21 protein-coding genes are annotated in these 26,581 nt (G+C 56.9%); 10 read left to right on the top strand and 11 right to left on the bottom strand.

Translation table 11 applies throughout. The features are described 5' to 3' along the window. Nucleotides 1-328: 328 nt before the first annotated feature. The 3 genes from WC370_10495 to WC370_10485 are packed head-to-tail and all read left to right on the top strand — an operon-like array spanning nt 329 to nt 3,513. Nucleotides 329-1,078 carry an ABC transporter ATP-binding protein gene (locus WC370_10495; GenBank protein ID MFA5309895.1) on the top strand — a complete coding sequence of 250 codons (750 nt, stop codon included), beginning with the start codon at nt 329-331 and terminating at the stop codon, nt 1,076-1,078. A 6-nt stretch (nt 1,079-1,084) separates the two neighbouring features. Beyond that, complete coding sequence (locus WC370_10490; GenBank protein ID MFA5309894.1) at nt 1,085-2,263, top strand: ABC transporter permease; 1,179 nt, start codon at nt 1,085-1,087, stop codon at nt 2,261-2,263. Between the two features lie 5 nt (nt 2,264-2,268). Continuing rightward, nucleotides 2,269-3,513, top strand: a complete 1,245-nt coding sequence (locus WC370_10485; protein MFA5309893.1) for an ABC transporter permease — start codon at nt 2,269-2,271, stop codon at nt 3,511-3,513. A gap of 12 nt (nt 3,514-3,525) precedes the next feature. On the opposite strand, the gene WC370_10480 is transcribed toward WC370_10485, so the two are convergent. From WC370_10480 to WC370_10460, 5 genes are all read right to left on the bottom strand, one after another. Continuing rightward, complete coding sequence (locus WC370_10480) at nt 3,526-6,408, bottom strand: hypothetical protein (GenBank protein MFA5309892.1); 2,883 nt, start codon at nt 6,406-6,408, stop codon at nt 3,526-3,528. 15 nt (nt 6,409-6,423) lie between these two features. Next, nucleotides 6,424-6,951 carry a prepilin-type N-terminal cleavage/methylation domain-containing protein gene (locus WC370_10475; GenBank protein ID MFA5309891.1) on the bottom strand — a complete coding sequence of 176 codons (528 nt, stop codon included), beginning with the start codon at nt 6,949-6,951 and terminating at the stop codon, nt 6,424-6,426. Further along, on the bottom strand, nt 6,948-7,295 hold the full coding sequence (locus WC370_10470) for a prepilin-type N-terminal cleavage/methylation domain-containing protein (protein ID MFA5309890.1): 348 nt from the start codon (nt 7,293-7,295) through the stop codon (nt 6,948-6,950). Before WC370_10470 ends, WC370_10475 begins: the two co-directional genes overlap by 4 nt. A gap of 179 nt (nt 7,296-7,474) precedes the next feature. After that, on the bottom strand, nt 7,475-8,494 hold the full coding sequence (locus tag WC370_10465) for an HD domain-containing phosphohydrolase (protein ID MFA5309889.1): 1,020 nt from the start codon (nt 8,492-8,494) through the stop codon (nt 7,475-7,477). A gap of 14 nt (nt 8,495-8,508) precedes the next feature. Further along, nucleotides 8,509-11,523: a PAS domain S-box protein gene (locus WC370_10460; protein MFA5309888.1), complete on the bottom strand. Its 3,015-nt coding sequence runs from the start codon at nt 11,521-11,523 to the stop codon at nt 8,509-8,511. 252 nt (nt 11,524-11,775) lie between these two features. On the opposite strand from WC370_10460, the gene WC370_10455 reads away from it, so the two are divergent. Both WC370_10455 and WC370_10450 read left to right on the top strand, forming a co-directional pair. Then, a complete protein-coding gene (locus tag WC370_10455) occupies nt 11,776-12,234 on the top strand; it encodes an NUDIX hydrolase (protein ID MFA5309887.1) in 459 nt (152 codons plus the stop codon). Between the two features lie 5 nt (nt 12,235-12,239). Further along, complete coding sequence (locus WC370_10450) at nt 12,240-13,502, top strand: lactate racemase domain-containing protein (GenBank protein ID MFA5309886.1); 1,263 nt, start codon at nt 12,240-12,242, stop codon at nt 13,500-13,502. Here the strand turns inward: WC370_10450 and WC370_10445 are convergent. The 5 genes from WC370_10445 to WC370_10425 all read right to left on the bottom strand — a co-directional run bounded on the left by WC370_10445 (nt 13,499) and on the right by WC370_10425 (nt 19,121). Continuing rightward, on the bottom strand, nt 13,499-14,209 hold the full coding sequence (locus WC370_10445) for an HAD family hydrolase (GenBank protein ID MFA5309885.1): 711 nt from the start codon (nt 14,207-14,209) through the stop codon (nt 13,499-13,501). The two genes, WC370_10450 and WC370_10445, sit on opposite strands and share 4 nt — an antisense overlap. A gap of 135 nt (nt 14,210-14,344) precedes the next feature. Next, on the bottom strand, nt 14,345-15,220 hold the full coding sequence (locus WC370_10440) for an rRNA adenine N(6)-methyltransferase family protein (protein ID MFA5309884.1): 876 nt from the start codon (nt 15,218-15,220) through the stop codon (nt 14,345-14,347). A 425-nt stretch (nt 15,221-15,645) separates the two neighbouring features. Beyond that, nucleotides 15,646-16,080: a hypothetical protein gene (locus WC370_10435; protein ID MFA5309883.1), complete on the bottom strand. Its 435-nt coding sequence runs from the start codon at nt 16,078-16,080 to the stop codon at nt 15,646-15,648. Nucleotides 16,081-16,542: 462 nt separating this feature from the next. After that, on the bottom strand, nt 16,543-17,394 hold the full coding sequence (locus WC370_10430; protein ID MFA5309882.1) for a thiamine pyrophosphate-dependent enzyme: 852 nt from the start codon (nt 17,392-17,394) through the stop codon (nt 16,543-16,545). After that, on the bottom strand, nt 17,388-19,121 hold the full coding sequence (locus WC370_10425; protein MFA5309881.1) for a 2-oxoacid:acceptor oxidoreductase subunit alpha: 1,734 nt from the start codon (nt 19,119-19,121) through the stop codon (nt 17,388-17,390). The genes WC370_10430 and WC370_10425 overlap by 7 nt, the downstream gene beginning before the upstream one ends. 241 nt (nt 19,122-19,362) lie before the next feature. On the opposite strand from WC370_10425, the gene WC370_10420 reads away from it, so the two are divergent. The 5 genes from WC370_10420 to WC370_10400 all read left to right on the top strand — a co-directional run bounded on the left by WC370_10420 (nt 19,363) and on the right by WC370_10400 (nt 24,932). Next, the gene (locus WC370_10420) at nt 19,363-20,376 is read left to right on the top strand and encodes a CNNM domain-containing protein (GenBank protein ID MFA5309880.1); all 1,014 of its coding nucleotides are present in this window, start codon (nt 19,363-19,365) and stop codon (nt 20,374-20,376) included. Nucleotides 20,377-20,444: 68 nt separating this feature from the next. Then, nucleotides 20,445-21,422 (top strand): MoxR family ATPase, encoded by a 978-nt coding sequence (locus tag WC370_10415; protein ID MFA5309879.1) that lies wholly within the window; start codon nt 20,445-20,447, stop codon nt 21,420-21,422. 3 nt (nt 21,423-21,425) lie between these two features. Further along, nucleotides 21,426-22,658 carry a DUF58 domain-containing protein gene (locus tag WC370_10410; protein MFA5309878.1) on the top strand — a complete coding sequence of 411 codons (1,233 nt, stop codon included), beginning with the start codon at nt 21,426-21,428 and terminating at the stop codon, nt 22,656-22,658. Between the two features lie 13 nt (nt 22,659-22,671). Beyond that, on the top strand, nt 22,672-24,171 hold the full coding sequence (locus tag WC370_10405) for a DUF4129 domain-containing protein (protein ID MFA5309877.1): 1,500 nt from the start codon (nt 22,672-22,674) through the stop codon (nt 24,169-24,171). A 53-nt stretch (nt 24,172-24,224) separates the two neighbouring features. Beyond that, complete coding sequence (locus tag WC370_10400) at nt 24,225-24,932, top strand: nuclear transport factor 2 family protein (protein MFA5309876.1); 708 nt, start codon at nt 24,225-24,227, stop codon at nt 24,930-24,932. A 28-nt stretch (nt 24,933-24,960) separates the two neighbouring features. Here WC370_10400 and WC370_10395 read toward each other — a convergent pair whose 3' ends face one another. Further along, nucleotides 24,961-25,425 (bottom strand): universal stress protein, encoded by a 465-nt coding sequence (locus WC370_10395; protein ID MFA5309875.1) that lies wholly within the window; start codon nt 25,423-25,425, stop codon nt 24,961-24,963. Nucleotides 25,426-26,581 lie beyond the last annotated feature (1,156 nt).

Here is a 26,581-nt window from a genome sequence, read left to right as displayed (position 1 = left end):
AAGCCCAACGCTGCCTGGAGTATCGATTATAAGGGACAATTCAGAACCGGTGATGGTAAATTATGCTACCCCTTAACCATTACGGATAACTTCAGCCGCTACCTGCTAAAATGCCTCAAACGTATAGTGGATTCCGGCCTGCGATTGTCATACGGGTTACGGCGGCGCCGAGTGACATATCAAGATAACGTTAAATTTTTGTTAACAGCCCTTTTTTACGTTGACGTTTATCAAATTTACGCGGATTATCATCTTGTACCCCTGGTACGTCTATGTATATAATTAGCGCGGTATGCTTTCCACAAACGGGGGAAGCGGAGGCTGTTTTATGGCTGAAGAATTCGTGGTGGTGCAGGATGTTCACAAGAGCTTTAAAGACTTTAAGGCGGTAAACGGGGTATCGTTTACGATCCACAAGGGTGAAATCTTCGGGCTGCTGGGGCCTAACGGCGCCGGCAAGACCACCACCATCCGCATGATGTCCACCGTGCTGCCGGCGGACAGCGGGGATATCATCATCGGCGGGCACTCCATCAGGCACGAGGCGGAAGCCGTGCGCAGCATTATCGGCGTCTGCCCGCAGGAGCTGGCGCTTTACGAGGACCTCTCCGCCCTGGAAAACATGGTGTTCTTCGGGCGGATGGTGGGGATGGAAGGACAGCAGGCCAAGGCGCAGGCCATCAAAAACCTGGAAATGATGGGGCTGATAGACCGGGCCAAAGGCAAGGTGTCCAATTTCTCCGGCGGGATGAAGCGGCGCATCAACCTGGCCATAGCGCTGATGGGCAGCCCGGAGCTGCTGTTCCTGGACGAGCCCACGGTAGGCATCGACCCGCAGTCCCGCAACAATATCTTCGAGAATATCCACGCCCTGCAAAAAGAGGGCATGACGGTGCTCTACACCACCCACTACATGGAAGAAGCCGACCGCCTCTGCAACCGCATCGCCGTGATGGACGGCGGCAAGATAATCGCCCTGGACACCTCGCATAATTTGAAGTCGCAAATCGGGTCGCCGGACAAGGTGACCCTGGAAGACGTTTTCTTAAAACTGACCGGGCGCAGCCTGCGGGACTAGACACAGATGAAGAGAGCTTTTCACATCACCCTGAATGAAGTCCGGCTGTACCTCCAGGACAAAGGCGATCTCGCCTTCGGGCTTTTGCTCCCCATACTGACCTTCGCCCTGATGTACGGGGCTTTCGGCGGGGATACGCTGTTCAAAGCCACCGCCTCCATCGTCAACGAGGACACCGGCGCTTACTCGCAGCAGCTCATCCAGCGCATCGACAGCGTGGACGGCATCAGCATCGACGTGATGACGGCGGAAGAGGCGAACACCAAGCTCAACCGCTCCGACCTGCTGCTGGCGCTGTTCATTCCCGCCGACTTTTCCGCGACGCTGGAGTCCGGCGGCCAGGCGGAGCTGCTGTTCAAGCAGCGGGGCAACGGGGGGACGGAGGGGCAGATACTCGCCAGCATTATCCGGGGCGCGGCGGAGGATATCAACCAGGAGTTCCAGGCGCGGCACCAGGTGGCGGCAAACCTGGAGGGGACGGGCATCAGCCGGGAGAGCATCACGCTGGCGGTGCAGGACTACCTGACCCAGGAGCGCGAGCAACCGTCCGTGACCGTATCCGAGACCACCACCGGCGGCAGTCCGGACTTCGCCGGCCAGTACCTGCCGGGCATCGTGACCATGTACGTGCTGTTTTCCATCGCCATATCGGCGCAGGGCATCGTGGAGGAGCGGCGGCGGGGCACGCTGGAAAGGCTGCTCACCACCCGGCTCAACACCGGGGAGCTGTTCGCCGGCAAGTTCATGTCCTCCGTGGCGCGCGGTTTTATCCAGACGCTGATTTTGCTGATACTGGCTTACGCCGTGTTCCAGATGTTCACGCCGGTATCCTTCCTGGCGGCGCTGGTGGTGACATTGCTTTTCACCGCGGCGGCGGCGGGTATCGGCATGATCATAGCCTCCATTGCCCGCACGCCATCGGCCGCCAACTGGGTCGGCGTGGTGGTGACCATGTTCATGACCATGATGGGCGGCACCTTCTTCGAGATAGCCAAGGGATCGGTGCTGGACACTTTCAGTAAAATATCCCTGAACACTTACGCCAACCGCGCTTACAAGCTGATTATCAGCCAGAACGGCTCCCTGGGCGAAGCCTGGCAGCCGCTTTTGGTGATGCTGGGCGTGGCGGCGGCCGGACTGATAATAAGCAGGCTCATTTTCAAGCCGGTGCCGGGGAGCAAGTAACCGCGATGAAAAACCTGAAACATATCTGGTTTTACGCCCTGAAAGACCTGAAGATATTCGTTACCGACCGCACGTCGCTGTTTTTCAGCATCGTTTTTCCCATCATGTTCATCGTCCTTTTCACCTTCATTTTCAAGGGAATGGGGGGCGAAGACGAAAGGCTGGCGCTGCACCTGGCCACCCAGGAAGCCCCGGGGGGCTTAAGCCAGCAGATATTGAGCGGCATCGAGACCAAAGACGTGTCCCAGCTAAAGCCGGGCGACCCGGTGATAATCTGGGACAGGGACTATAACGCCGTCCGCGCCGCCGTGGATAACGGCAGCATCGGCGGGTTTATCGGCTTCCCGGCGGACTTTACCCAGGGGATAGTCACGGACGCCGGCACCAAGCTGGAAGTGTACGCGGAGGCCGGCGCCACCAACACGCAGGCGGCGCTGAACGGCATGGCGGCGGCGATAGCCTCGCAGATAGGCACCAGCAAGGTGGCCATCCACGCCAGTATAGATTTAATGGTCAGGAACGGCATTATCCCCAACGACCCCGCCAGCATCGCCCGGGCGTCACAGGAGCTTTTAGCCAGGGAAGTGGGCGGCGGCGGGGCGAATACTTACCTGGCCTATGCCACGGAAAACGTGGGCGAGGTCAAGGTCATCAACTCCTCCAACTTCGTGGTGCCGGGGTACCTGGTGATGTTCGTCTTTATGGCCGCCGGGCTTTCATCCCTGGCGGTGGTGCAGGAGCGCCAGAACCACACCCTGGAGAGACTGCTTTCAACCACCGTGACCAAAGAGGCCATCCTGGGCGGCATCTATACGGGGTCGGTCATCCGGGGGACCATCCAGATAATCATCTTCTGGACGGTGGGCATCTTGATATTCAACGTGGACTTGGGGCTGGCGCCGGGGGCGGTCATACTGCTTTCCGTCCTGATGGTGCTGATGTCCTCCGCGTTTGCCCTGATGCTGGCCACCCTGGCCAAAACGATACGCAGCGCCTCTTCTTTAGCGGTGCTTACTTCCCTGCTGCTGGCGCCCCTGGGCGGGTGCTGGTGGCCGTCTTTCCTCTACCCGGAGTGGCTGCAAAACATGTCCAAGATTGTGCCGCACGCCTGGGCTACGGAGGGATTCAACAAGCTGATGCTGTTCGGGGCGGGGTTCGGGGACGCGGCGCCTTCCATGATAGCGCTGGCGGTGTTCGCCGTTATCTTCGGGGCGGTAGCCGTGCTGCGGTTCCGCACGGAAGCGGTATAGCGGCCGCGGCGCCTATTCTATCTGGATGCCGGTAATCACGTAGTTTTCCGTGCCGCCGGTGACCGTCTCGCTGCGGACGGACAGGATAAAGTACACCAGGTTCCAGGCATCCGCGTTGGAATACATGTCCACGTAAAGTTTCTTGTCCTTCGGCATCAGGATGCCGTCGTCCCATTTAATCTCGAAGGTGTCGATGTCCACCCCCTCGTTGAACGTGCCCGGGTATGACTTGCCGTTGATGACGTCCGGCGAGGGGCTGCTGGGGTTCCACAGCGTAATGCTTTCCCCGGACTGCTCCCCGGTGACGACCATGGATGAGGTGCCGAAGTTGTCCCCTTCGACCACGAAGCAGGTCAGCTTGGCGGCCACCGTTTCCGTGACCACCCCGAATTTATCCTTGATGGGGTTGGGGACGATGAAGTTGGTAATCATCCCGCCCGGGTAGGTTGGGTCTTCATCGAAGTCCAGGTCCCCGCCGGTGCCCGGATGGAAGGCGAAGTTATCATCACGGATGTAGATATAGTGGCCGGCGGTTTCCGGGCAGGTGTAAATAACGATGAGGGACCAGCCGGAATAAGCGAAGTTGGAGAGGGTGGTGCCGGACTTGTAGCGGTCCGCGGCCACGCCGTCCACGGTGTATAAAGCGTTGCCGGTGTGGTGCTCTTCCCCCAATACCTCGGGGTATTTTTTCACCAGGGCGGAAACGTCTTTCACGCAGGCGTAAGAGTATCCCTCGGGCACGCCGTTCATCGTGTCGAACATGGTGTAAGAGCGCCCGGCGTAAAGCGGGCTGGCGCCGGAAGCCGGCACGGAGCCGTCGAAGTAGACCTGGTCGCTGCCTATTTTGAAAGTGATGGCGGTATCCGCTGCCATGTAAACTACCGCGATATTATCCACGTAAACAAATTCCGACGGGTCGTCCAGGCTGGAGTAATAACGTATCTTGAAATTGCTGGTCAGGTATTCGTCCGGCAGGGCGTACCAGTAGGCGCTGGAGGTGGCATGGTCGTCGCGCATGGCTTCGATATTGTTGCTCCAGGTAGTGCCGCCGTCGTTGGAGAGGGCGAAATAGAGCGCGTCGTCGGACTCCAGGGTGCCGCTGGTGTTCTGGTACCAGGTCAATTCCAGGGTGGTGGGCGCATAGGTATGCAGGTCCAGGCTGTTTTCCAGGGTGAGCGTCCGCTGCGCGGCGGCGGCCGAGGCGACGCCCTGCTCCCGGAATTTATCCGAAGAAATGCTCCACCGGCTCTGGCAGTAATTGACCACGGCGTAGACCTGGGTCAGCCTGATTTGCGGGTTGGCGTCCGCCGAACGTACCCCGATACCCTGCAAAGCGTCTGACCCGATGCCGTTGATTTCATCCGCCGTCCAGGGGTTGCCGGTTCTCGGGTTGACCGTGTAGCTGTAGCTTATAGTGCCGTAACTGCCGGGCACCTCGGTGGAGACGGAAGTGGTAAGGTAGTTCGTGCCGCCGGCCCGGATGGCGGGCTGCATCTTATTGGTGCCGCTGGGGTCATCCCTGGCCACCAGGTATACCGTCAGGTCCTGGATGGCGCTGCCCTGCGGCACGCTGAAAGCCGGGAAGCTGAACAGCGCGTAGCCGGAAGAAGTGCCGTGGAGCAGATAGGTGGAGTCGCCATCCGTGACCTCTTCGTCCACGTAGCTGTACATATTGGTGGTCTTGTCCCAGGTGCCGGAGCGGGGGGAGATATCACCCGTGGGATAGCGGGTCTGGCTTTCATCCTCGTGGCTCCTGACCCAGTCGTCGAAATCGGAGCAGGAATCACTGTAAACGTTTTGCTTGGCGGCGTCATTACGCCAGCCGGACCAGTAAAGGAAAGCGTATGCCACATCGGCATTAGCGGGGATGGAATTAAGGTTGAACGAGCTTGGCGTATGCCAGGTCTCCCGGAAATTATCATGGTTGTCATCCGCCAGCAGCGAGTTGCCGATAGCCACATAGTCGCCGGAAATGGCGTCTCCCAGCTTGCGGAGCTGGGACTTGGAGGAGTAGGTCTGTATTTGCGTTTTGCCGGAGGCGGAGTTGATTTCATAGAAACGCGCGTCCGTGTCCCAGGCCACGGGGACCCCGGAAACGCCGTCCGTGGTCACCCAGGCCACCGCCAGCGGCAGTTTATTGGGCGCGGCGGCGGGGGGAGAATAGCTGAAAGCGATGGTGGAAGTCACGGTGCCGTTTTCCGATACGTAGTTGGGGAAAGAAGTCAGGGCGGGGTAGGGTGGGTTATAGCTCCAGACCACCGCCTCGCCGCCGGGCACCTCGGACACGGAGACGGCATCCGGGCGGCAGGGCTCAAAAAGGTCGACCTGCTCCAGCTCGCAGGAATTGGGGGTATAGGTAAAGTCCTGCGGCAGCCATACCCCCACCGACTTTACCGTCAAATTATCGCCGGTGTCCGGCTTAAACTCCACCTTGATATGGTAGGGGTTGCCGGGGATGGCGCCGGAGGTGCCGGTAACCACCAGCTTTTCTGAATTTACCATGTTCTTGGTCTGCTCCGCCGTCAGTCCCAGCGAGCTTAAGGTGACGTTGGAGGGAATCCACACATTCTGGATGCTGACTTCCGCGGTGCGGTTATTGACCGCGTCCGTTTCAAACGTCCAGACCGTGGAGTAATCATAGACTTCATAAGTGGGTCCCAGCATGTCATACTTGATGCGCCACAGGCCGTTTTCAATGCCGGCGTCGGCCGTATAAAGCTCGCTGGTCTTGTTTTCATAGGTAACGCCGGTTTTCAGCGTGGTGCTCATGTGCGCCAGGGTGGGCAGGATCGTCAGGCTGCCCAGGAGCACAAAGACCAGTACCAGGATAAGGGCCTGCCCTTTTTCTCCTGATGCCAGGGCCGCTGCAATCTGTTTTAAATACTTTTTCATCATGCTTTTTACGGATTATTACAGTTCGGGCCGGGAGGAAACCTCGCGGACCTTGGTGACATCGATTATTTTATCGTTGGCCCCGATGCTGCTGGTGATGGTAATGGTGACGGTGCCGTTATCGGAAACACAGTTGGTCTTGGCCGCGTTCGGGTTAATATGTTCGGCAATCAGCGTGGTAGTAACCTCCACCCCGTCCGAATAGGTGCGCCGGAGCTGCCCGTTGGCCAGCGAATAGTTGGCGGTATATTCGGCGTTGTCCCAGTTCTTCCATTTCATGGACAGGACCTCCGTCACCGGGAAACCGGCGGTGCCGCTGATTGTCTGCGCCATCAGGGCATCACGGCTCATCCACTGCAAAGCGTTCATGGTATTGCGGCTGGCGGTGGTGTAATTGTTATTATAGTGGGTCTGGTTTATTACCTGGGCGATGGAAACGGAAACCCCCATGGCGATAAAGCCCGTAATGGCAATAGAGACCAGCACCTCGACGAGGGTAAAACCCGCCCGGTTTTTATGTAACAGCTTTAATATGCGCCGTATCATCGGTTTACCTTATAGTCTTCCAGCGTCAGTACTTCCTTATCCAGGTGCCAGACGGCCACGGCGAGTTTTTGTATATTGCCGTTGGAAAGGTTGGTCACCGTGAGATTGGCGGCATAGGTGGCGAACTCCTCCGGGATGGTAACGTCATAGTAGGCGTCATAGGGCATTTTTTTTACGGAATCGATAATGCCTTCCGCCAGGATTTTAGCGGAAGCGTGGCTGTCGGCGGTGACGCGGGCCTTGGTGGAATTAATTACCCCGCCCATGAACAGCACGCTCAACGCGCCCAGCAGCGCCAGGGCGACCAGGACCTCTAATATGGAGTTGCCTTTTTCCTTTTTCATAGCCCGGCCCGTGCCTGCGGACGCAGCGGTAAAATACGCCGGCGGACAGGCCGGCAAAAAGAGACGCGAGACTGCATCCGGGCACAGCTCCCCTACATTAATTATTCCGCCGCGGCGGACCCAAGTAAATAGTCAATTCGTCAGGTTACTTAGGTAATTCCGGCTGCGCCGGCTGCGTATTAATTTTTTAAGGAGCTGACGATGGGCGTTTTCATGAAAGCTTTGACCACTCGCGGGTCGAACTGGGTGCCGGAGCACTTCTGTATTTCCCTGATGGCCTTGCCGGCGGACATGGCGGTGCGGTAAGGGCGGTCCGAGGTCATGGCGTCGAAGGAATCGGCCACGGCCAGTATCCTGGAGTTCAGCGGTATCTGCTCCCCGGCGGCGGTCTGGTTAAGGCCGGAGCCGTCGTAGCTGTCATGGTGGTGCTTGATGGCCTTCACGATGCTCTCGTTGACCAGCGGCTGGACGATGCCGGAGCCGATGCTGCAATGCGTTAGAATATAGTGGTACTCGGTGGGCGTCAAGCTGCCCTGCTTGTTCTGGATGGTGGGGTCGATGCCGATTTTGCCTATGTCGTGCAGCAGGGCCGCCCAGCGCAGGTTTTCCAGGTTTTCTCCCTTCATGTTCAGCGCGTAGCCGATGTCTATAGCTATCTTGGTGACCCGCCGCGAATGGCCGGCGGTGTACTGGTCTTTGGCTTCCAGGGCCACCACCAGCGACTCCACAGCGTCGATAAAGAGCTTCTGGAGCTTCTGGGCCTGCGCTTCCACCTTGCCTTCGAGCACCTGGCTCTTTTCCTTGAGATTCATCTCCAGGTTTCTCTTGTCCAGCACCATCTGGATATTATTGACCAGCTGGGTGACGTCGAAGGGCTTGGTAATATAATCGTGGGCGCCGTTTTTCATGCAGTTCACGATGACATCCGGCTCGACGACGGCCGTAGCCATGACCACGGCGGTATCCGGGTACGACTTTTTAATCCTGGGCAGCAGGTCGCTGCCGGAAGTGCCGGGCATGGTGATATCCAGGATAACCAGGTCCGCCGGCCTTTTTAGCAGCGTCTCCATCGCTTCATCGGCGTTGCAGGCTTCCTCACAGGAAAAGCCGTTCATGGTCAGGCATTTGTTGAGGCTTCGCCGTACCGTTTTTTCATCATCGACGATGAGTATATTCTCTCTCGTGGGCGCTATAACCATGATTATCTACCTTTCTATCTGTCAGATGTAACCACCGGCATCCTGATGGTAAAAGTGGTGCCTTCGTTCACCTGGCTTTTTACGCTAATCTTGCCGCCGTGCTTGACGATTATGCTGTAACAGATACTCAGGCCGAGTCCCGTGCCTTTACCTATTTCCTTGGTGGTGAAGAACGGGTCGAATATCCGGGGCAGGACATGCTTTTTCATGCCGCAGCCGTTATCTTTGAAGATAATATTTACGTGGCTGTTGATATGCCGGGTGGATATGGTGATGACTCCGGGCCGGTTGGCCTCTTTAATGGCCGCCTCAGCGTTGGAGATCAGGTTCAGGAAGATTTGCTGCAGCTGGCCCCGGTCGATGGGGATTACCGGCAGGCCTTCTTTAAGTTTGGTTACCAGCTTGATGTTGCTGGCTTTTTCTTCATATTCGCGCAGGCGCAGCACGTCCATTACCACGTCATTAATGGAAGAGCAGCCGGTGACATCCGTTTTGTTGCGGGCGAAAAGCAGGACGTTTTTCACGATGACCGCCGCCCGCTTGGCTTCACTGTTAATGCATTCCAGGTCTTCTTTTTGCTCTTCCGGCAGTCCGCTGCCTATAAGCATCTGGGATAAAGCCAGGATGCCGGTGAGAGGGTTGTTCAGCTCGTGGGCGAGCCCGGCCGTCATTTCCCCCAGGGACACCAGGCGGTCGGTGAGGTAAAGCTTTTCTTCTTCATCTCTTTCTTTGGAGATATCGATGAAGGTCAGCAGCCGGCGGTCGCTGTCCATTTTAGTGATGATGCAGATGATTATTTTTTCAAAGCCCCGTGACTGGAACCTGAACTCCAGGGTATTCTTTTCCGCGTCACGGGATTTTACCGCCTTGTGCAGGTCGAAGAACCGTTCGGCGGGGAGTATATCCCCCAGTTTTTTATTCTGCAAAGCCCTTTTACTGATGTGGAAGATATCGCTGAAAGCCTTGTTGGCCAGGACGATATTGTCTTTGCTATCGATAACCAGCACGCCTTCCGTCATGGTAGTCAGGATGCTGTCGATGAGTTTCTTGTGCTCCTGGAGTTTAGCCTCTACCTCTTTCTGCTGCGTGACGTCACGCTGGACATCGATATAAGAGCACAGCTGGCCTTTTTCATCGTACAGGGGGGAGAAATGGCAGTCGCAGGCGATAAGTCTGCCGGTCTTGCCTTTCTTGGTGACGATACCGGACCAGACTTTGTCTTTGGCAATTTTATGCATGATTTTCATCATGCCGCTGTGGGATACGGGTTTAGCGTTAAAAATGTTAAGGGACTTGCCGCGGGCTTCTTCGAGCGTATAGCCGTAGAGACCCTGCGCGGCCTGGTTCATGTAGGTGATATTGAAGTTAGGGTCCGTGATTATAGTGGAGTCCGATACCTGCTGGGTGACGGAACTGAGCAGTCGCAGCTGCTCCTGCGCCAGCTTTTGCTGGGTGATGTCACTGTTCATGACCAGCATGCACGGCTCATTGCTGATATTGATTTCCGCCACGGATACCAGGCCGGTGCGGATGTGACCGGACTTGGTGCGGTACTGCACCTGTTCGTTCTGAATATGACCGTGAGAATGAATCGTTTCCATTATCTTGCAGGCCTCTTCCTGGTTAGCCCAGATTTGAAAATCCTTGGAGCTTTGGCCGATGATTTCTTCTCTCGTGTAGCCTTTATCATCTAAAAACCTTTCATTTACTTCGATGAATTTGCCGTCTCCCAGACGGCTGATGGAAATGGAGAAGGGACTAGCGTTAAAGGCCGTGGCAAATTTTTGTTCCGATTCCTTTAAAGCTTCTTCAGTCTTCTTGCGCTCGGTGATGTCCGCCGCCACGCAGAGCATGCACGGCTCTCCTTTGACATTGATGATGTCCACGGAGCAGAGCCAGATGCGTATATCCCCGGACTTGCTGCGGTAATAGAATTCTTCATGGCGGATTTTTCCCTGCTCGGTGATTAGCCTTTTCATTCTTGCCGCATCTGAGGCGTTGGCCAATAAATTCAGTTCTTCCGCGTTGTGGCCGATTAGCTCCTGGCGGGTGTATCCCAGCGTGCTGGCGTAGCTGTCGTTCACCTCAACGAATTTATTGGTTTTTACGTTGATTATCGCCATCGCGTCCGGGCTGGAGTGAAAGGCGGTGGAGAATGTCTCTTCCGATTCTCTCAACGCCTCCTCCATGTTCTTGCGTTCCGTGATGTCTACGGAGTTGATGAGGAGGTATTGAAGTTTGCCTTTGACCATCACGGAGTCCCAGTTCATGTCAATCCAGTACAAGTCCCCGTTTTTCTTTTGCGCGACCACCTCACCCTTGCCCGTGAGCTGGTTCAGGGCTTCCTTAAAGCCTTCGGCGAAAGCATCCCTCATTTGTTCCGGCCACCAGGGATAGGGGGTTTTCATGCCGACCACCTCGTCGAGCGTCCAGCCGTTCAGCTTTACCCAGGCGGGATTGACGTATCTTATGGAGGTGTCCGCGTTGATAACCACGGCGGCATGGGGCGCGTTTTCCAGCAAAGTGGCATTGAACCGCTGGGTCTCCACCAAGGTTTCCACCGCCTTTTTCCGCTCGTCGATGTCACGGGCGATAATCAGCAGCGATTCGGGTTCGCCCTGCTTGTTCCGGAGGACGGAAATCATGTGTTCCGTCCAGATCCACTGGCCGTTTTTGCACTTCCAGCGGACCTCCACCGGCTTGCCCTGTCGCTCATTTTCAAATACCAGCGGATCAGCTACCAGGTGATGGTCATCCGGATGGATGCATTTGCCGGCCAGCAAGGGGTCGGCGTAGAATTCATCCGGCGTATAGCCGGTGATGCGGGTGCAGGAAGGGCTGACGTACTCGAACCGGCAGTCGGGCGCCAGCCGCGCCTGGAATATCATGTCGCCTACATTTTCGGCGATGATATGAAAAAACTCATCATGGTACATCCGGGAGCGTTCGGCATTCATGCCGACTTTATTTACCCGGCGCTGCTTTACCACGTGTATTCTGTCCATCGTTACCGCATGAGAATTCTTCATATCCACACCACCTTAATTGAAAGTGACCTTTCGGGAAAAAAGGTAACCGGCAATACAGGTGTTTCCCCGATGTACAGGCAATATAGCACCGGCGGGATAAACATTGTATTAACAACCTAAAAATTTATGTAAACGATTTGTAAATAAAAAACTGAAAGTACCAGTCCAAAGGTAAGGGGAGGTTTTGACAATGGAAGATAATGGCTACATAATGAAATAAATTCCTGGAAATTCCCCGGAGAATGATTTGAAATGAGTGATGCCTCTTCAGAAAAAAGCAGGTTGTACCCCAAAATGCCGATGGCCGGGGTGGGCGCGGTGGTTTTCAGGGGGGAGAGGATACTGCTGATAAAGCGGGGCAAGGAACCATCCAAAGGCCAATGGAGCATCCCCGGCGGCGTTATCGAGCTGGGAGAATCGGTTTCCCAGGCGGTCAAGCGGGAAGTGATGGAGGAATGCTCTATCCATATCGAGATTGAGCGGGTGTTGGACGCGGTGGATAACATCGTCAAAGACCCGGACGGGAAAATACGCTACCACTATGTGATTATCGACCTGCTTACGCGCTACGCCAGCGGCGAGCTGCAAGCCGGTGACGACGCCGCGGAATGCGGGTGGTTTATGCCGGGGGAAGCGGCCGGACTGGACCTTACCCCCTCCCTCCGCGCCATGCTGGAACGGCGGGGAATAATCAAGAAATCGGACAAATAAAACGGATGCCTGGAACGGAAAATGAAATCAGCCTGCCCCAGCTTGCCTGGCGCGGCGTTAAAGAGCTGAAGCTATACCTCCCCGGCGGCTGGGCCGCGGAAATCTGCAATATGGCCGGGCATGACCGGCCCCCTCTTATTCCCGCCGCCATGAAAAAAGCTATCGGCAGCCCCGCCGGCATGAAGCCGCTGCGGGAATACGCCCGCGGTAAAAAAGAGGTCGTTATTCTCTTCGACGATATGGCGCGGGTGACCCGGACGGCGGAGATAGCGCCGCACGTGCTGGCGGAGCTGGCGGCGGCGGGGATACAAGACAGCCGGGTGCGCTTCATCTGCGCCAGCGGCTGCCACGGCGCGCCGGACCGCGCGGACTTCGTGAAGAAGCTGGGAGAGGACGTTTTGAGGCGTTTCCCGGTCTATAACCATAATCCCTTTGCTAACTGCGTGTACGCCGGCACGACTACCGCCGGTACTAAAATAAGCCTTAACGCCGAGGTCATGAAGTGCGACCTCAAGATAGGCATAGGGTCGGTGGTGCCGCATATCATGGCGGGGTTCGGCGGCGGCAGCAAGATAGTGCTGCCGGGCGTGGCCGCTTATGAAACGGTACGGGCTTTACACGCGCCGCGGGCGGCCGGGGCGGGGGAGGGCGGTTTTAACGCCACCGTGTCCGGTATGGGCGCCGTGGCGGATAACCCGCGGCGGCGGGACATCGACGAGGCGGCGGGGATAGCGGGGCTGGATATGATCATAGACGCCCTGGTCAACCAGCGGGGAGAGACGGTGGCGCTCTTTGCCGGCGCTCCGCAGCCGGCCTATGCCGCCGCTCTGGCGGCGGCGCGGGAACATTACCTGACGCCGCGGGCCAGAGACAAGGACATCGTCATCGCCAACGCTTTCGCCAAAGCCAGCGAGGCCGTTTCCGGGCTGCTGATAGCTTACGCATCCGTCAAGCAAAGCGGCGGCAGCGTGGTGCTCATCGCCAACGCGCCGGAGGGGCAGGCCACGCATTACCTGATGGGGCCCTTCGGGAACGACAGCGGCGGGGAGCTGCAACTCAAGATGAAGGTGCCGCCGCACGTGGCACGGCTGATTATTTACAACGAGTACCCGGAGCTGGCCGCCCGGCATTACCTGGAAGACACCGACCGGGTAATCATGACGGATAGCTGGGCGGAAGTGATAAGGCTACTAAAAGAGAAGCACGGCGACCGGGCCGAAGCTGCCGTTTATCCCGGCGCGGACATCCAGTACAGCCGCCCGGGCTAGAGCAGCCCCGGTATTTCCGAGATATCGCGGATAATCACGTCCGGCCGGGCGGCGGCGTTCTCCGGGAGCCCATCGCCCTTACCGTCCACCCACAAAGCGTAAATGCCCAGGGCGTTACAGGGGGCGATATCGAACTCGAGGTCGTCACCCACCATCCAGGCATCAGAGGCGGAGACACCGAGCTTTTCCATGGTGTGCAGAAAGACGCGCCGGTCCGGCTTGCCGCAGCCGAACACCCCCTCGATGAGGATGTTATCGAAATAGGGCGCCAGCTTGAATTTCTCTATCTTGGCCTGCTGGATATAGCCGGAGCCGTTGGTAATCAGCGCCAGGCGGTAGCCGCGGCGGCGCAGGTCCTCCAGAGTTTCGATAGCCCGAGGGGCTAAAGCCTCCTCCCGTTCCCGGGCGGCGGTATAGGCATCGGCTATTTTGTCCGCCAGAGCCCAGTCATCCCGGCCCAGCCGCTCGAAGACGAGGCGGATGATTTCCCGGCGGGTAACGTACAGCTTCAGACGCCCGGCGCGGTGGCGTGCGGGGTCGCTCCAGTACCAGTCGCTCACGCCGCGGATAGCCTGGTATAGCGCCGTGGGGGTCAGCCCGCCAAGCTCCGCCGTGAAGCCGCGGGACACGGTCTCCCACACGGTCCGGAAGGAGGTTTCCCAGGAGATTATGGTGCTATCGAGGTCAAAAAAAACAGCGCGGGGCACGCTTTTATTGTGGGTGACGGGGCGGGGGATGTCAAGATGGCCTGAGGGTATTGCGGCGAAACGAGCGCCTTACAGAACAATTGTACTGCTGTAGGCTCGCGCGGATTAATTATTTGAAGCTAAACATCGGTTGGCTCATTTTTTCACGGTGCGGTGGACGGTTTTCATCTTGAGGCGGCGCTGCCGCAGCCGCGCCTCGGCGCCCTGCACCAGGGCGATATTATTAAGGTCATTGCCGAGATAGGACTGGAAAATGCCCAGGTACTGCATGAAAGAAAGGTCGGCGGGATGGCCGCGCAGGTCGATTTCAAGCACGGCGGCGATTTGTTTTAGCTGGGGGGCGGGGAAAAGGTCTTTTAAGACTTTGCCGATGCCGCCGGCGGGAGCCTCGCGGCAGAACACGATAAAGTCGCGGTAAACGCCGTAAAGGTTTTCCGGGACGAGACGGCACCTCCTTTTTTCCATCTGCAAAAGGACGATGTCCACGGCGGGGGCGGGGGAAAAATCGTCCCGCTTGAAGTGGTAGACGATGTCCACCCAGAACATGGGTTTAATCAGGAGCGACGCCAGCGTGTCTCCGGGGACGCCGGCGTACTTCACCGCCGCCTCTTTCTGCATGATGAGGTAGCAGTCCTCCGGCGGGGCGGCGGCAGAGACCAGCTTTTTAACGATGGCGGCGGTCTGGATGAAGGGGATATTGGCGAATACTTTATAGCGGTGGCCGGGCGAGAACTCCCAGTGAAGGAAATCCGCGTGATGGATGGCGGCGGCCTCCCGCCCTAAAAAGCGCGCCCGGCAGCGGCGGTACAGCGCGGCGTCCTTCTCGATAGCGATAACGCGGGCGCCCTTGGCCAGCAGCGCCTCCGTAATGTTGCCCGCCCCGGCGCCGATATCGTAAACAAGGTCGCCCGCGCTGATGCTGGACTGGTTTATCAGGGACTGGATTATATTTTTATTTATCGATTCGTTCTGTGAATAACGGCTATATTGATGAAATGATATACGGCTCATCGTGCTAACCTCGCTGGATAGAATTCGGGTTAACTGTACCAGCCCTCGGTAGCACTTGAGGCGGGGATAAACGCATCAGGGGAGGATGGGAGGGAAAGCCGGAGCGAACCTAAAGGATAAATCTATAGTAATAGCGGTAAATTCAGTTGAAAAGACGCCGCCGCACCGGCAGCCGATCAGGACTCCCCGGGATATAGTCTCGCAGCTAATGCCGCCGAGGTATTATTTGCGGGTCCTGATTGTGAACATGCACGGGCTCCTTGCCGGTTAAGGCTGAATTCGGTGAGATAAGTGTAGCATAGAAAAGGGGGGAGGGGCAAGGCGGGGGGATTAGGACACTTGCTAATCCTTAGCCGAGAACTCCAGCAATGGCAGTTGGTATAGAAAAAAGAATCTGGACAGAGAAAGATATTGTAGCGCTGATTTTAGATTATGAGAAGGGCTTGTTGTTCGGTTGGTGCGACTACTTTGATTGTTGTACAATCACTTTCTTTAATAAGTGTACTCAATAATACACTGACAATAGTTAAGAACGCAGTAAGATTTTCATTCTTGCATTTGTGTTTCTTTATTGCCCCCTTCATTTCCTTCCATGCAGGTGCAATTGCGGGGTATTTGGTAATAAAATATCCCTCGAAATCCTCTATCTCAATACCTACTATTTCTTTTGTTTTTGGATCAATCCTAAGAAATAGTTCACCATCACAGTCAATAGATATCGCAGGGGCTGTATTTTTAGGCTGGAAAATGAGTGTATCAATGTCTTCAAGATAAAGAGGCGTAAAAGATAACAGATTTTTTAGTGTATCCATTTGAATTGTATTATCGTCTATATTTAATATTTCTGACCCCATAGCCATATCTCCCCCTTTTTAACTGTATTTGTGGCATACGCGGTCTTAACAAATCCTCTTACCGTTCCTAATTGTTTAACATATTGTATCGATACTTTTAGCAACGTGTTTCCAATGACTGGCAGGACGAGATTTTTATATAGATTTCGAGTATCGGCATGATGTTTGTCCTGATATTCGCTTGATGGCGCCCTGATTACCACTTGAATTAGTTTTTGTTGTCCTATAACTTCCGCGTGAATACATATGTGTTTTGCCCAACGTTCACGACTACAAGAAACTGTCAGATCATTTCTATCTTTACATGTGAATTCGTTTCCAAACACTCGCTAGATAGCTTAGTATATTATATACATAATGTCAAATAGGAGTACATCCGTATTGATACCTAAAAATTGTCACATTTTTACTACAATAATGTAGATGTTATCTTATAATTGTTAACTGCAAATTAATACACTTCCTGGATTACCCAAACTCCTCCATCAGCTTTTCCAGTTTCAGCGGCGTAATGGGCTGTTTGACCAGCGGCCCTGCTTTGAGCTGCGGGAGGGTGTCTTCGTAAACGGGTCTTGACTGCTGATAGATGATGCCTATCGGAATCTTATCGCCCCACTCCTGGGCTTTGACCAGAGCGGCGGCTTTATCCGCCGGGTTATAGTCCGCCCCCACCTTGTAGACGCGCTGTTTATACCAGGCGAAGGTGTTGGTATGGTTGAAGGACACGCAGGGCTGCAGGATATCTATCAGGGCAAAGCCCTTGTGCTTTATCCCCGCCTCAATCAGCCCCGCCAGGTGGTCGATTTCCCCGGCGAAACCGCGCGCCAGGAAGGAGACATCGGAAGCCAGCGCCAGCAGCAGGGGGTTGAGGGGCTGTCCGGAGCCGAGCGGCGTCGTTTTAGAGATAAAACCCAGCTCGGAGGTGGGAGAGGCCTGCCCCTTGGTGAGGCCGTAGACCTGGTTATTGTGCGCCAGGTAGGTGAGGTCCACGTTGCGGCGGGCGGCGGCCAGCAAATGCTGCACCCCCTCCCCGTAAGCGCCGCCGTCGCCATCAATGCCGATAACGGTGAGAGCGTGGTTGGCGAGCTTGGCGCCGGTAGCGGCGGGCAGGGTGCGGCCGTGCAGTCCGTTAAAGACATTGCCCCGGGTGTAATGGGGCAGCTTGGGCCCCTGGCCGATGCCGGACACGAAAAGCACGTCCTGCGGCTTCATGGCAAGCTCCACCAGGGCCTTTTTCACCGCCTGGAGGATGCCGAAATTGCCGCAGCCCGGGCACCAGGCTACAGGCACATCCGACTTATAATCGTTAAGCGTTACCATGGTTTCACCTCCCGGTTCAGGCGGTCGATTATCTCCTGCGGGGAGAAGGGGCGGCCGTCATATTTCAGGATAGCGCCGTCAGCCTTGATACCCGTCTCCTGCCGTATCAACTGGGCGAGCTGTCCCGTGGCGTTGCTTTCCACGACGATGTTTTTCTTGGCTTTCTTGAGCGCCGCCGTTACTTTGGCTGAAGGGAAAGGCCATACCTGGCGGAAATGGAGGGTATTGACCGGCTTGCCGTCTTTCTTCAACAGCGCGGCGGCCTCCCGGATAGCCCCGCCGGTGCTGCCCCAGCCGATGAGCGTCACCGCCGCCCCTTGAGCGGGGCGGAACTCCGGCGGGGTAATCTCTTTTTGCAGTCCGGCCAGCTTGCGGAGTCGCTTCTCCACCTGCTGATTGCGGGTGGCGGCGTCCTCAATCATGTGGCCGTTTTCATCATGCTCATCGGAGTCCGTGACCACCAGCGCTTTACCCTGCCCCGGCAAAGCCCGGGGGGACACGCCGGAAGCGGTCACGGCATGACGGCGGTAATCAGTGAGCTTTTTAACCGCGGCGTCGGACAGGAGCGCGCCGCGCTCTATATTTACTTCAGATAAATCGAATTTATCCACCGTGGCGTAGGATGACGCCAGATGGTGGTCGGTCAGGATAATGACCGGGGTCTGGTATTTTTCCGCCAGGTTGAAAGCCTTAACGGCGGCCTGGAAAGCGTCCGCGGCGTCAGCCGGGGCCAGTACCGCGCGGGGGAACTCCCCGTGACCGGCGTGGAGGGAGAATAAAAGCTCCCCCTGCTCGGTGCGGGTGGGGAGACCGGTGGCGGGGCCGGGGCGCTGTCCCAGGACCACCACTACCGGCGTCTCGGTCATGCCGGCCAGGGCTAAAGCTTCTACCATCAGGGCGAAACCGCCCCCGGAGGTGGCCACCATGGAGCGGACGCCGGCATAGCCCGCCCCCACCGCCATATTCAGGGCGGAGATTTCGTCCTCCACGTGCAGCATCACCGCGCCATGCTCAAGTCCCTTGTCCGCGATGTATTCCAGGATAGAGCTGGACGGCGTCATGGGGTAGCCGGCGGTGAACTTGCAGCCGGCCGCCAGCGCCCCGAAAGCCACGGCCTCGTTGCCGTTAAGGAGGAGGCGGCGTTTAGCCTCTTTGGGGGGGCGGAGGGCGGGAAAGGAAAATGATTTACCGTGCTCGCGGGCGAAGTCGTAACCGGCGCGGGCGGCGGCAACATTATCTTCGACGGTTTTTTCACCGTGGCGGGCGAACTCCTGCCCCAGCACCGCCGGCAGCAGGGAAAAGTCGCCGCGGAGCAGGCCTAAAGCCGCCCCGGCGGCCACGGTATTGGACATGAGCTTATTGCCGGATGCTTCCTCCGCCAGCTTGACGAAAGGGACATCCAGGTAGCGAGCATCGATGGCTTTCAGGCCGGTCTCCGCCGCGTCATGGATAATAACGCCGCCGGGCTTGACCTCAGCGGCATGCAGGTCCACCGTTTCCTTATTCAGGGCAATCAGCACATCCAGCGCCGGAGCGATAGCCGGCTGGCCGTCCGTCTGCACCCGGATGCGGAAAAAGTTATGGCCGCCCCGCACCCGGCTCTCGTAGTCCTGGTCGGCAAAGACGGAAAAACCGCCGCGGGCGAAGTACTTAGCCAGTATAGCGCCCACGGACTGGACGCCCTGCCCCGCCTCCCCCCCGACCATTAAAGAAAAGTTCACCGCCATAGGCCGCCTCCCATAAAGTTATGCAATATACCGGGGCGCAATAACACCATATTACGCTGATTATAAAATTATCTCACGGATAATAATGTAATATTTGTCACTTTTCCGGCTAAAAATCCGCCGGATTTTGACATCAGAGTGCTCATGGGAAATAATGTACTCAGTGGGGGCGGACAAATCTCCGCTTGCCGCGGGTGGAGGAGGCGGGTATTTCCGGGCACAATACAACGGGAGGTAGAATATGGACCATCTGGGGATAGCGCCGCAGATATCTTTAATCATTTTAATGATCGTGCTGCTGGCCTGCTCCGCATTTTTTTCCGGCACGGAAACCGCCCTGATGACGGTCAACCGGATACGCCTGCGCAAGGTGGCCAAGAAGCATATCCTGGCCGGGAAAATAGTGGAAGGAATCCTGGATAAACCGGACCGGCTTATCAGCACCATTCTCCTGGGCAACAACCTGGTCAACGTGGCCATGTCCGCCATCGCCACCGCGCTGGCGCTTTCACTATGGGGGGACGCCGGCATCATTTACGTCACCGCCGGGCTGACGGTCATCATCCTCATCTTCGCGGAGATTACGCCCAAGGTGTACGCCCGCTACCACGCCGAGCGCATTTCCTTCCTCACGGCGCCGGTGGTCAGGGTAATCATGACTATTTTCCAGCCCATCACCACCGCCGTGACCTTTTTAGTGCGCAAGCTGCTGCTGCTGGTGGGCATAGATATTTCCCGCACGCGCCGCAACATCGTCACGGAAGGGGAGGTCAAAACGCTGATAGACCTGAGCTGGGAGGACGGCTCCATATCCGGCGAGGAAAAGGAGATGCTTTCCAAGATATTCACGCTGAACGATAAATCCGTAGCCGACGTGATGATTCCCCGCAAACGCATGGTCACGCTGCGGTCCGACTATACCATTGACCAGGCGCTGAAAACCGTCAAGCGCTACGGCTACTCCCGCTACCCGGTGCGGCTGGGCAAAAGCCAGGAAATAATCGGCTTCATTCACTCCAAAGACCTGCTGGGGAAAAAGGGCAGCAAAAAACTGAGCACGATGCAGAAGCTGATAAGGCCGCCTTACTTTATACCGGAGAACAAGAAAATCAACACCCAGCTGCGGAACTTCAAGAGCCGCCGGATGCACCAGGCGCTGGTGCTGAACGGCGAAGGGGATATCCGCGGGCTCCTCACGCTGGAAGATATCCTGGAGCAGATGGTGGGCAGTATCGAGGACGAGTACGACATCTAATAGCATCGTAATAGTTAAACTGTTATAATATTCAAAATACGATATATTATTCAGAAAGCGGTGGCGAGATGGAAGAAAAAGACGTTCAAAAGATCAAGGACGCGGCGGAAAAGATAAAGGCCAACGTGGAACGCGTAATCGTTGGGAAGGGGGAAGTGGTGGAGCTCACCATCGTCGCCCTGCTCTGCGAGGGGCATATTCTGCTGGAGGACGTGCCGGGGCTGGGCAAGACGGTACTGGCCAAGTCTTTATCAAAATCGCTGGGGTGCAGCTTCCGTCGCATCCAGTGCACGCCGGACCTGCTGCCTTCCGATATCACCGGAACGTACATCTTCAACCAGAAAACGGCGGACTTCGAGTACCGCGCCGGGCCGGTAATGTCGCAAATCGTCCTGGCGGATGAAATCAACCGCGCCACCCCCAGAACGCAGTCGGCCCTGCTGGAAGCCATGCAGGAGCGTCAGATTACCACCGAGGGAGAGACCAGGCCTTTGCCCCGGCCCTTCCTGGTGGTGGCCACGCAAAATCCCATCGAGCTGGAAGGCACCTTCCCGCTGCCCGAAGCCCAGCTCGACCGGTTTTTAATGAAGATACAGATGGGCTACCCCAGCGAGGAGGACGACCGCCTGATACTTTCCCGTTTCCGCCAGAACGACCCCCTGGACGACCTGGCGGCGGTAATCACCGCCCAGGAGCTGATGGCGATGCAGAAACTCTGCCGGGAGGTGCATGTCGCCCCGGACGTGGAGGACTACATCGTCCGGCTGGTGCACGCCACCAGGAAACACGCCGCGGTGGAGCTGGGCGCCAGCCCGCGCGCCATGATGGCGCTCTATAACGCCACGCAGGCGCTGGCCGCCATCCGGGGACGGGCTTTCGTCATCCCGGACGATATCAAATATTTAATGACCCCGGTGCTGGTACACCGCATCATCCCCAAGTCCGAAAGCCGGCTGCGCGGACAAAAGGCCGACCAGACATTAAAAGAGATAAGAGACTCCGTTTTCGTGCCGGTGGAAGAGGAAGGCGCGGCGGGAGAGGGGTAAAGGATGCGGGGCGATAACTGGCTATACATCGCAATAGTAATCCTGATTATCAGCCTGGCGCTGCACCAGGTGCCGCTGGCGCTGGTATCATTGCTGTTTATCCTGACCGGCGGCGTTTCAAGGCTATGGAACAAGTACTGCCTGCACCGCATCGAGTATAAACGGCGGCTCAGCCAGAACCAGGTATTCTTCGGGGAAGATATCGTCTTCGAGATAGAGATAGTCAACCGCAAGCCGCTGCCCCTGGCCTGGCTCCAGGTGGAGGACGAGCTGCCGGAGAGGGTAAAGCTGCTCAAGGGCAAAGCGGCGGACTCCGTGGACGACCGGGTCACGCTCACTAACATCTTCCCCATCGGCATGTACCACCGGGTAAAGCGGCGCTTCCCCATGCACTGCGGGGAAAGGGGCGCTTTCATCTTCGGGCCGACGCGCCTGCGCTCCGGCGACCTGTTCGGGTTTTTCCGCCGGGAAAAACTGATAGAACAGCAGGACTATTTAATGGTCTATCCCCGGCTGGTGCCGCTGGAAAAGCTGGGGATACCCTCGCAGCAGCTCTTCGGGGATATACGGCTGAAGCACCATTTATTCCAGGACCCGGTGCTCACGGCCGGCGTGCGCGAGTACCTGCCGGGCGACAGCCTGAAGCGGATACACTGGAAAAGCACGGCGCGGCTGGGCCGGCTCCAGACCAAGATTTACGAGCCCACCACGACGGTGGATATCAGCATTTTACTGGACGTGCGCACCCTGAAAGCGCCTTTATGGGGGAGCAACTACCAGCTCCAGGAGCTTTCCATTATCACCGCGGCATCCATATCCCAGCACGCGCTGAATACCGGTTTCCGGGTGGGGCTGTACGTCAACCAGATAACGCGTTTTTCCCAGGGGATGGTCTCCGTGCCCCACAGCCAGCACCCGGACCAGATGCCGCGCATACTGGAAGCGCTGGCACAGCTGCACCAGGTGGAAACGACGCCCATGACCCGGCATATCCGGGAGGTGGCCAGCAGCCTGCCCTGGGGCAGCACCATGCTGCTGATTACGGCGCAGCCGGAGGAAAAACTGATGGCGGCGCTGCTGGACCTGCGGCGGGTGGGGCGCAGCCTGGCGCTGGTGGTGGTGGGCGGCGCGCCTATAGAGGGGGAGGAAACTCTTACCGGCCACCTGCCAATTTTCCGCGTAAGCGATGAGACCGCCTGGAATTTAGTACAGGAAATAGGACTGAAAGAGGCGTGAGGCTTCAGGGATAATGACGACGGGTACGGTTAAAAAGTTCGACTGGATGGCGGGGGTGTTCTATCCGCTGGCGGTAATCCTGATGGAAGCCTTCTGGGTAGCCCCGTGGCTGCACTGGCTGGGCATTTTGCCGATGTTCCGGGAGCCGCGCCCGATTATGGGCCTGGGTACGGTTATCCTGGTGCTGGCGCTGGCGCTGCTGGTGACCCGGCTGGTGGTCAATTTAAAGATTAAAATGTGGGCCATCCAGGCCATCATCATCGGCGCCGGCCTGTTGACCATGCTGCTGGTGCTCGGCTACGAGTACGCGGGCGACTACGCCTTCCTGAGCGGCGGGTGGTTCACCCATACCTGGCAGGTGCTGGGGCACACTTTAGTCAAGCCGGATACCATTGCCGCGGCCATAGCGGCGGTGGTTTACCTCTGGTGGCGGGGCATCAACCTGGGGCAGTCCACCACCATCTTTAAAGACATTTACCGTACCTTCGTGCTCGGCATGGTAGCCCTGATAGTGCTGTTAGTCCTGTGGCAGCTGACCTCGGTTTCCGATAAGCTGGACAGTCCGGGAGCGAGCATCGGGTTCAACGTGATAGCATTTTTCTTCTTCGGGCTGATATCCATCGCCATCTGTCACCTGTACGTCATGCGCAGCACCATGCCGCGCGAGGACGCGGGGCTGACATCCGTCTGGCGCTGGACGCCGGTGATGCTGGGAGTAATCGGGGGGGTGGTGCTGGTGGGGTTCGGCCTCGCTTCCGCCCTCTCCCCCGAGTTTTTCGATAGCGTGGGCCGGGGCGCGGGTACCATTTTCGGGTTCCTGTGGAAGATTTTAGAGTACGTACTGATTCCGGTTACCTACGCGGCGGAGGGCATCGCATGGGTGATGCGCTGGTTCCTCAATCTCCTCCGGCGATTAAGCCCGTCGCAGGAAGACACATCGGACAACGTGTCCAGCTCGCCCTTCCAGGATGTGACCACCGGGGACATTTCACCGATATGGGGTATAATTTTCAAGTGGGTCATCGTGGCGGTTATCGCGGCGGTGGTCATTTTTATACTGGCTAAAGCTATTTCCCGCTTCCGCGTCCGTCACGCCCGGGATACCATAGAAGAGGTACGCGATTCCATCTTCAGCTGGAAGGGCCTGCGCGAAGATTTGAAGCTGTTTTTTAACAACCTGGGCAACAGGTTTAGAAGAAAAGAGGCGGGCGCGCCGAAATACAACTTCGACGATAATCCCAACCGGAGGCTGGAAATCCGGGAAATCTACCGCCACCTGCAATGGGAGGCGGGGAAGTCCGGGATAACACGGCGCCGCCATGAGACCGCCGATGAATACGCCGACCGCCTCCGGCGCTACGCGCCGGACAGCTCTCCGCCGCTGGACAGCCTGACCGGACTGTATAAAGGCGTGCGCTACGGGGAAAACGCCGTCCCGGAAAGCCAGCTGGATGATGCCAACACTCTCTGGCGGACGCTCAAGGGGATGCTGCGGAAAATGCGGGGCGGCTAGAGCGTCCCGCGCGAGCATATTTACGTGATTATGCGTTTTTGAGGAGGTACTTCATGGATAACGAGGCATTATTGAAAAGAGTGGCGGCGCTGGAGAAAACGGTCAAAGCCCAGGCCAAGGAGCTGACCGTCCTCAAAGACATCGAAGCTATCAAGAAGCTGCAAAAAGCCTACGGCTATTACGTCGAGCACATGATGTACCAGGAGATAGTGGACTGTTTTGCCAATGCTCCGGAGGTGAAGCTGGACTGGCTGGAGGGGCAGTGGCTGGGCAAGGAAGGCGTGAAGCAGTACTTCTCCTTCATGAAGGTGACGCCGCCGGAATTTATGCACCAGGTGATGCAGATTGCCGGCATCGTGGATATCGACCCCAACGGCAAGACGGCCAGGGGGCGGTGGTACGCTTTCGGGGGGATTTTTGTGCCGATGGGGGAAAAGATGCGGCGCTCGTTCGTCAACGGCATTTACGAGATGGGCTACATCAAGGAAAAGGGCACCTGGAAAATCCTTACCATCAAGTGGGTGATACCTTACGCCGTGCGGCTGGCTGGCGACTGGGCGATGCCGGAGGACGTGAACCGGCCCTACATCAACGGGGAGTTCCACGGGCCCAAGCCGGATGTCCCCATAGATTTGAACGATGGCCGGTACCTATCCGGCTATATTTTCCCGTTCCACTACAAGCACCCGGTGACGGGCCAGGAGACGTCCGAGGCGGAAAAGAACGCCAGGCTGTTCCAGCTCAAGAAGAAAAAGGAATAAAGTCGGCCGGGGAAAAACCGGGGCCGGGTCAGTGTTTCCAGGGCGTAACCATGAGCACCGGCAGTCCCGCGTGCTTGAGCAGGTATTCCGCGGTGCTCCCCATGGTGATATGGCGCAGGCCGGTATAGCCGTGGGTGGCGATGGCTATCAGCCCCACCTCATTATCCCGGGCGAAATCGATAATGGCCTGGCTGGCGCTGCCCTCAAGGACCACACATTCCACGTCCAGACCTTTTTCCCGCAGAGGCTGCGCCTTTTGCTCCAGGTAAGCCGGGGCTTCATCCATATCTTTCTGAAATTTGGAAAGGGTAGCGCCGGTGCGCACCGTGCCGACAGTCTCCCCGGGCACGGCCAGGGGGAGGGTGACGCCGGGCGGGGCCAGCACTTTAAGCAGGATTACTTTACCGAAGCAGCGGCCGTCTCCGGCGATGTAAGGCAGAATTTCCTCTGCCAGGGGAGAGCCGTCCAGGCAGACCAGAACTTTTTCCAGCATATCTTTTACCCCCGGATAATAGCCTGATAACTCAAGGATAGCACAGTAAAGGGGGAAAGTGTAGAGTATTGAGTAAAAATCCCCTTAATCCCCCTTTGAAAAAGTCAAAGATTCCGCATCAGGGACGAATCGGAAGTGGATTTACTGGGGATTTTGCTCTTGCCATAATGTCGGGGTAACTCGTCCCCCTTTCGTAAAGGGGGACTGAGGGGGTTTTTGACTCCCCCTTCCCCCCAACTACAAACTACTAACTACCAATTACCTACACCTCCTCCCCATCCCCCACCCGTCATCCTCGCCCTTAATAACGCTATCCCCAAACCTCATCAATCATTCGCTCCCTCTCTGTCAACGGAGAGGGAGACGGAGGAAAAGGTAAGGTAAACCGCTTTGGTCCTGCTGTCATTCCAGCGAAGCCGCGCCCCGTATGACAATCGCAGGCCGGAATCCACTATACGTTTGAGGCATTTTCGGAATAACTTGTCCCCCTTTCGTAAAGGGGGAATGAGGGGGTTTTTGCTTTCGCCCTCATGTCGGAATAACTTGTCCCCCTTTCGCAAAGGGGGAACGAGGGGGTTTTTGACTCCCCCTTCCCCCCAACTGCCAACTACTAATTACCAATTACCTACACCTCCTCCCCATCCCCCACCCGTCATCCCCGCCCTTAATAACACTATCCCTAAACCTCATCAATCAATCGCTCCCTCTCTGTCAACGGAGAGGGAGACGGAGGAAAAGGTAAGGTAAACCGCTTTGGTCCTGCTGTCATTCCAGCGAAGCCGCGCCCCGTATGACAATCGCAGGCTGGAATCCACTATACGTTTGAGGCATTTTCGGAATAACTCGTCCCCCTTTCGTAAAGGGGGAATGAGGGGGTTTTTGCCCCCCCTTCCCCCCAACTACAAACTACTAATTACCAATTACTTACACCTCCTCCCCATCCTCCACCCGTCATCCTCGCCCTTAATAACGCTATCCCCAAACCTCATCAATCATTCGCTCCCTCTCTGTCAACAGAGAGGGAGACACAGGGTACAGACCGGGTACAATGGTAACAAAATAGACCGGGCACATGGGTTACAGATAAGGTATTGGTGGAGGTGCGCCGATGCCTTGGAAAGAGACCTGTGCCATGGATGAGAAAGTGCAAATGATT

The sequence above is a fragment of the Dehalococcoidales bacterium genome (assembly GCA_041652735.1).
Classification (GTDB): domain Bacteria; phylum Chloroflexota; class Dehalococcoidia; order Dehalococcoidales; family RBG-16-60-22; genus RBG-13-51-18.
This window is presented reverse-complemented; position numbering and strand designations above follow the sequence as displayed.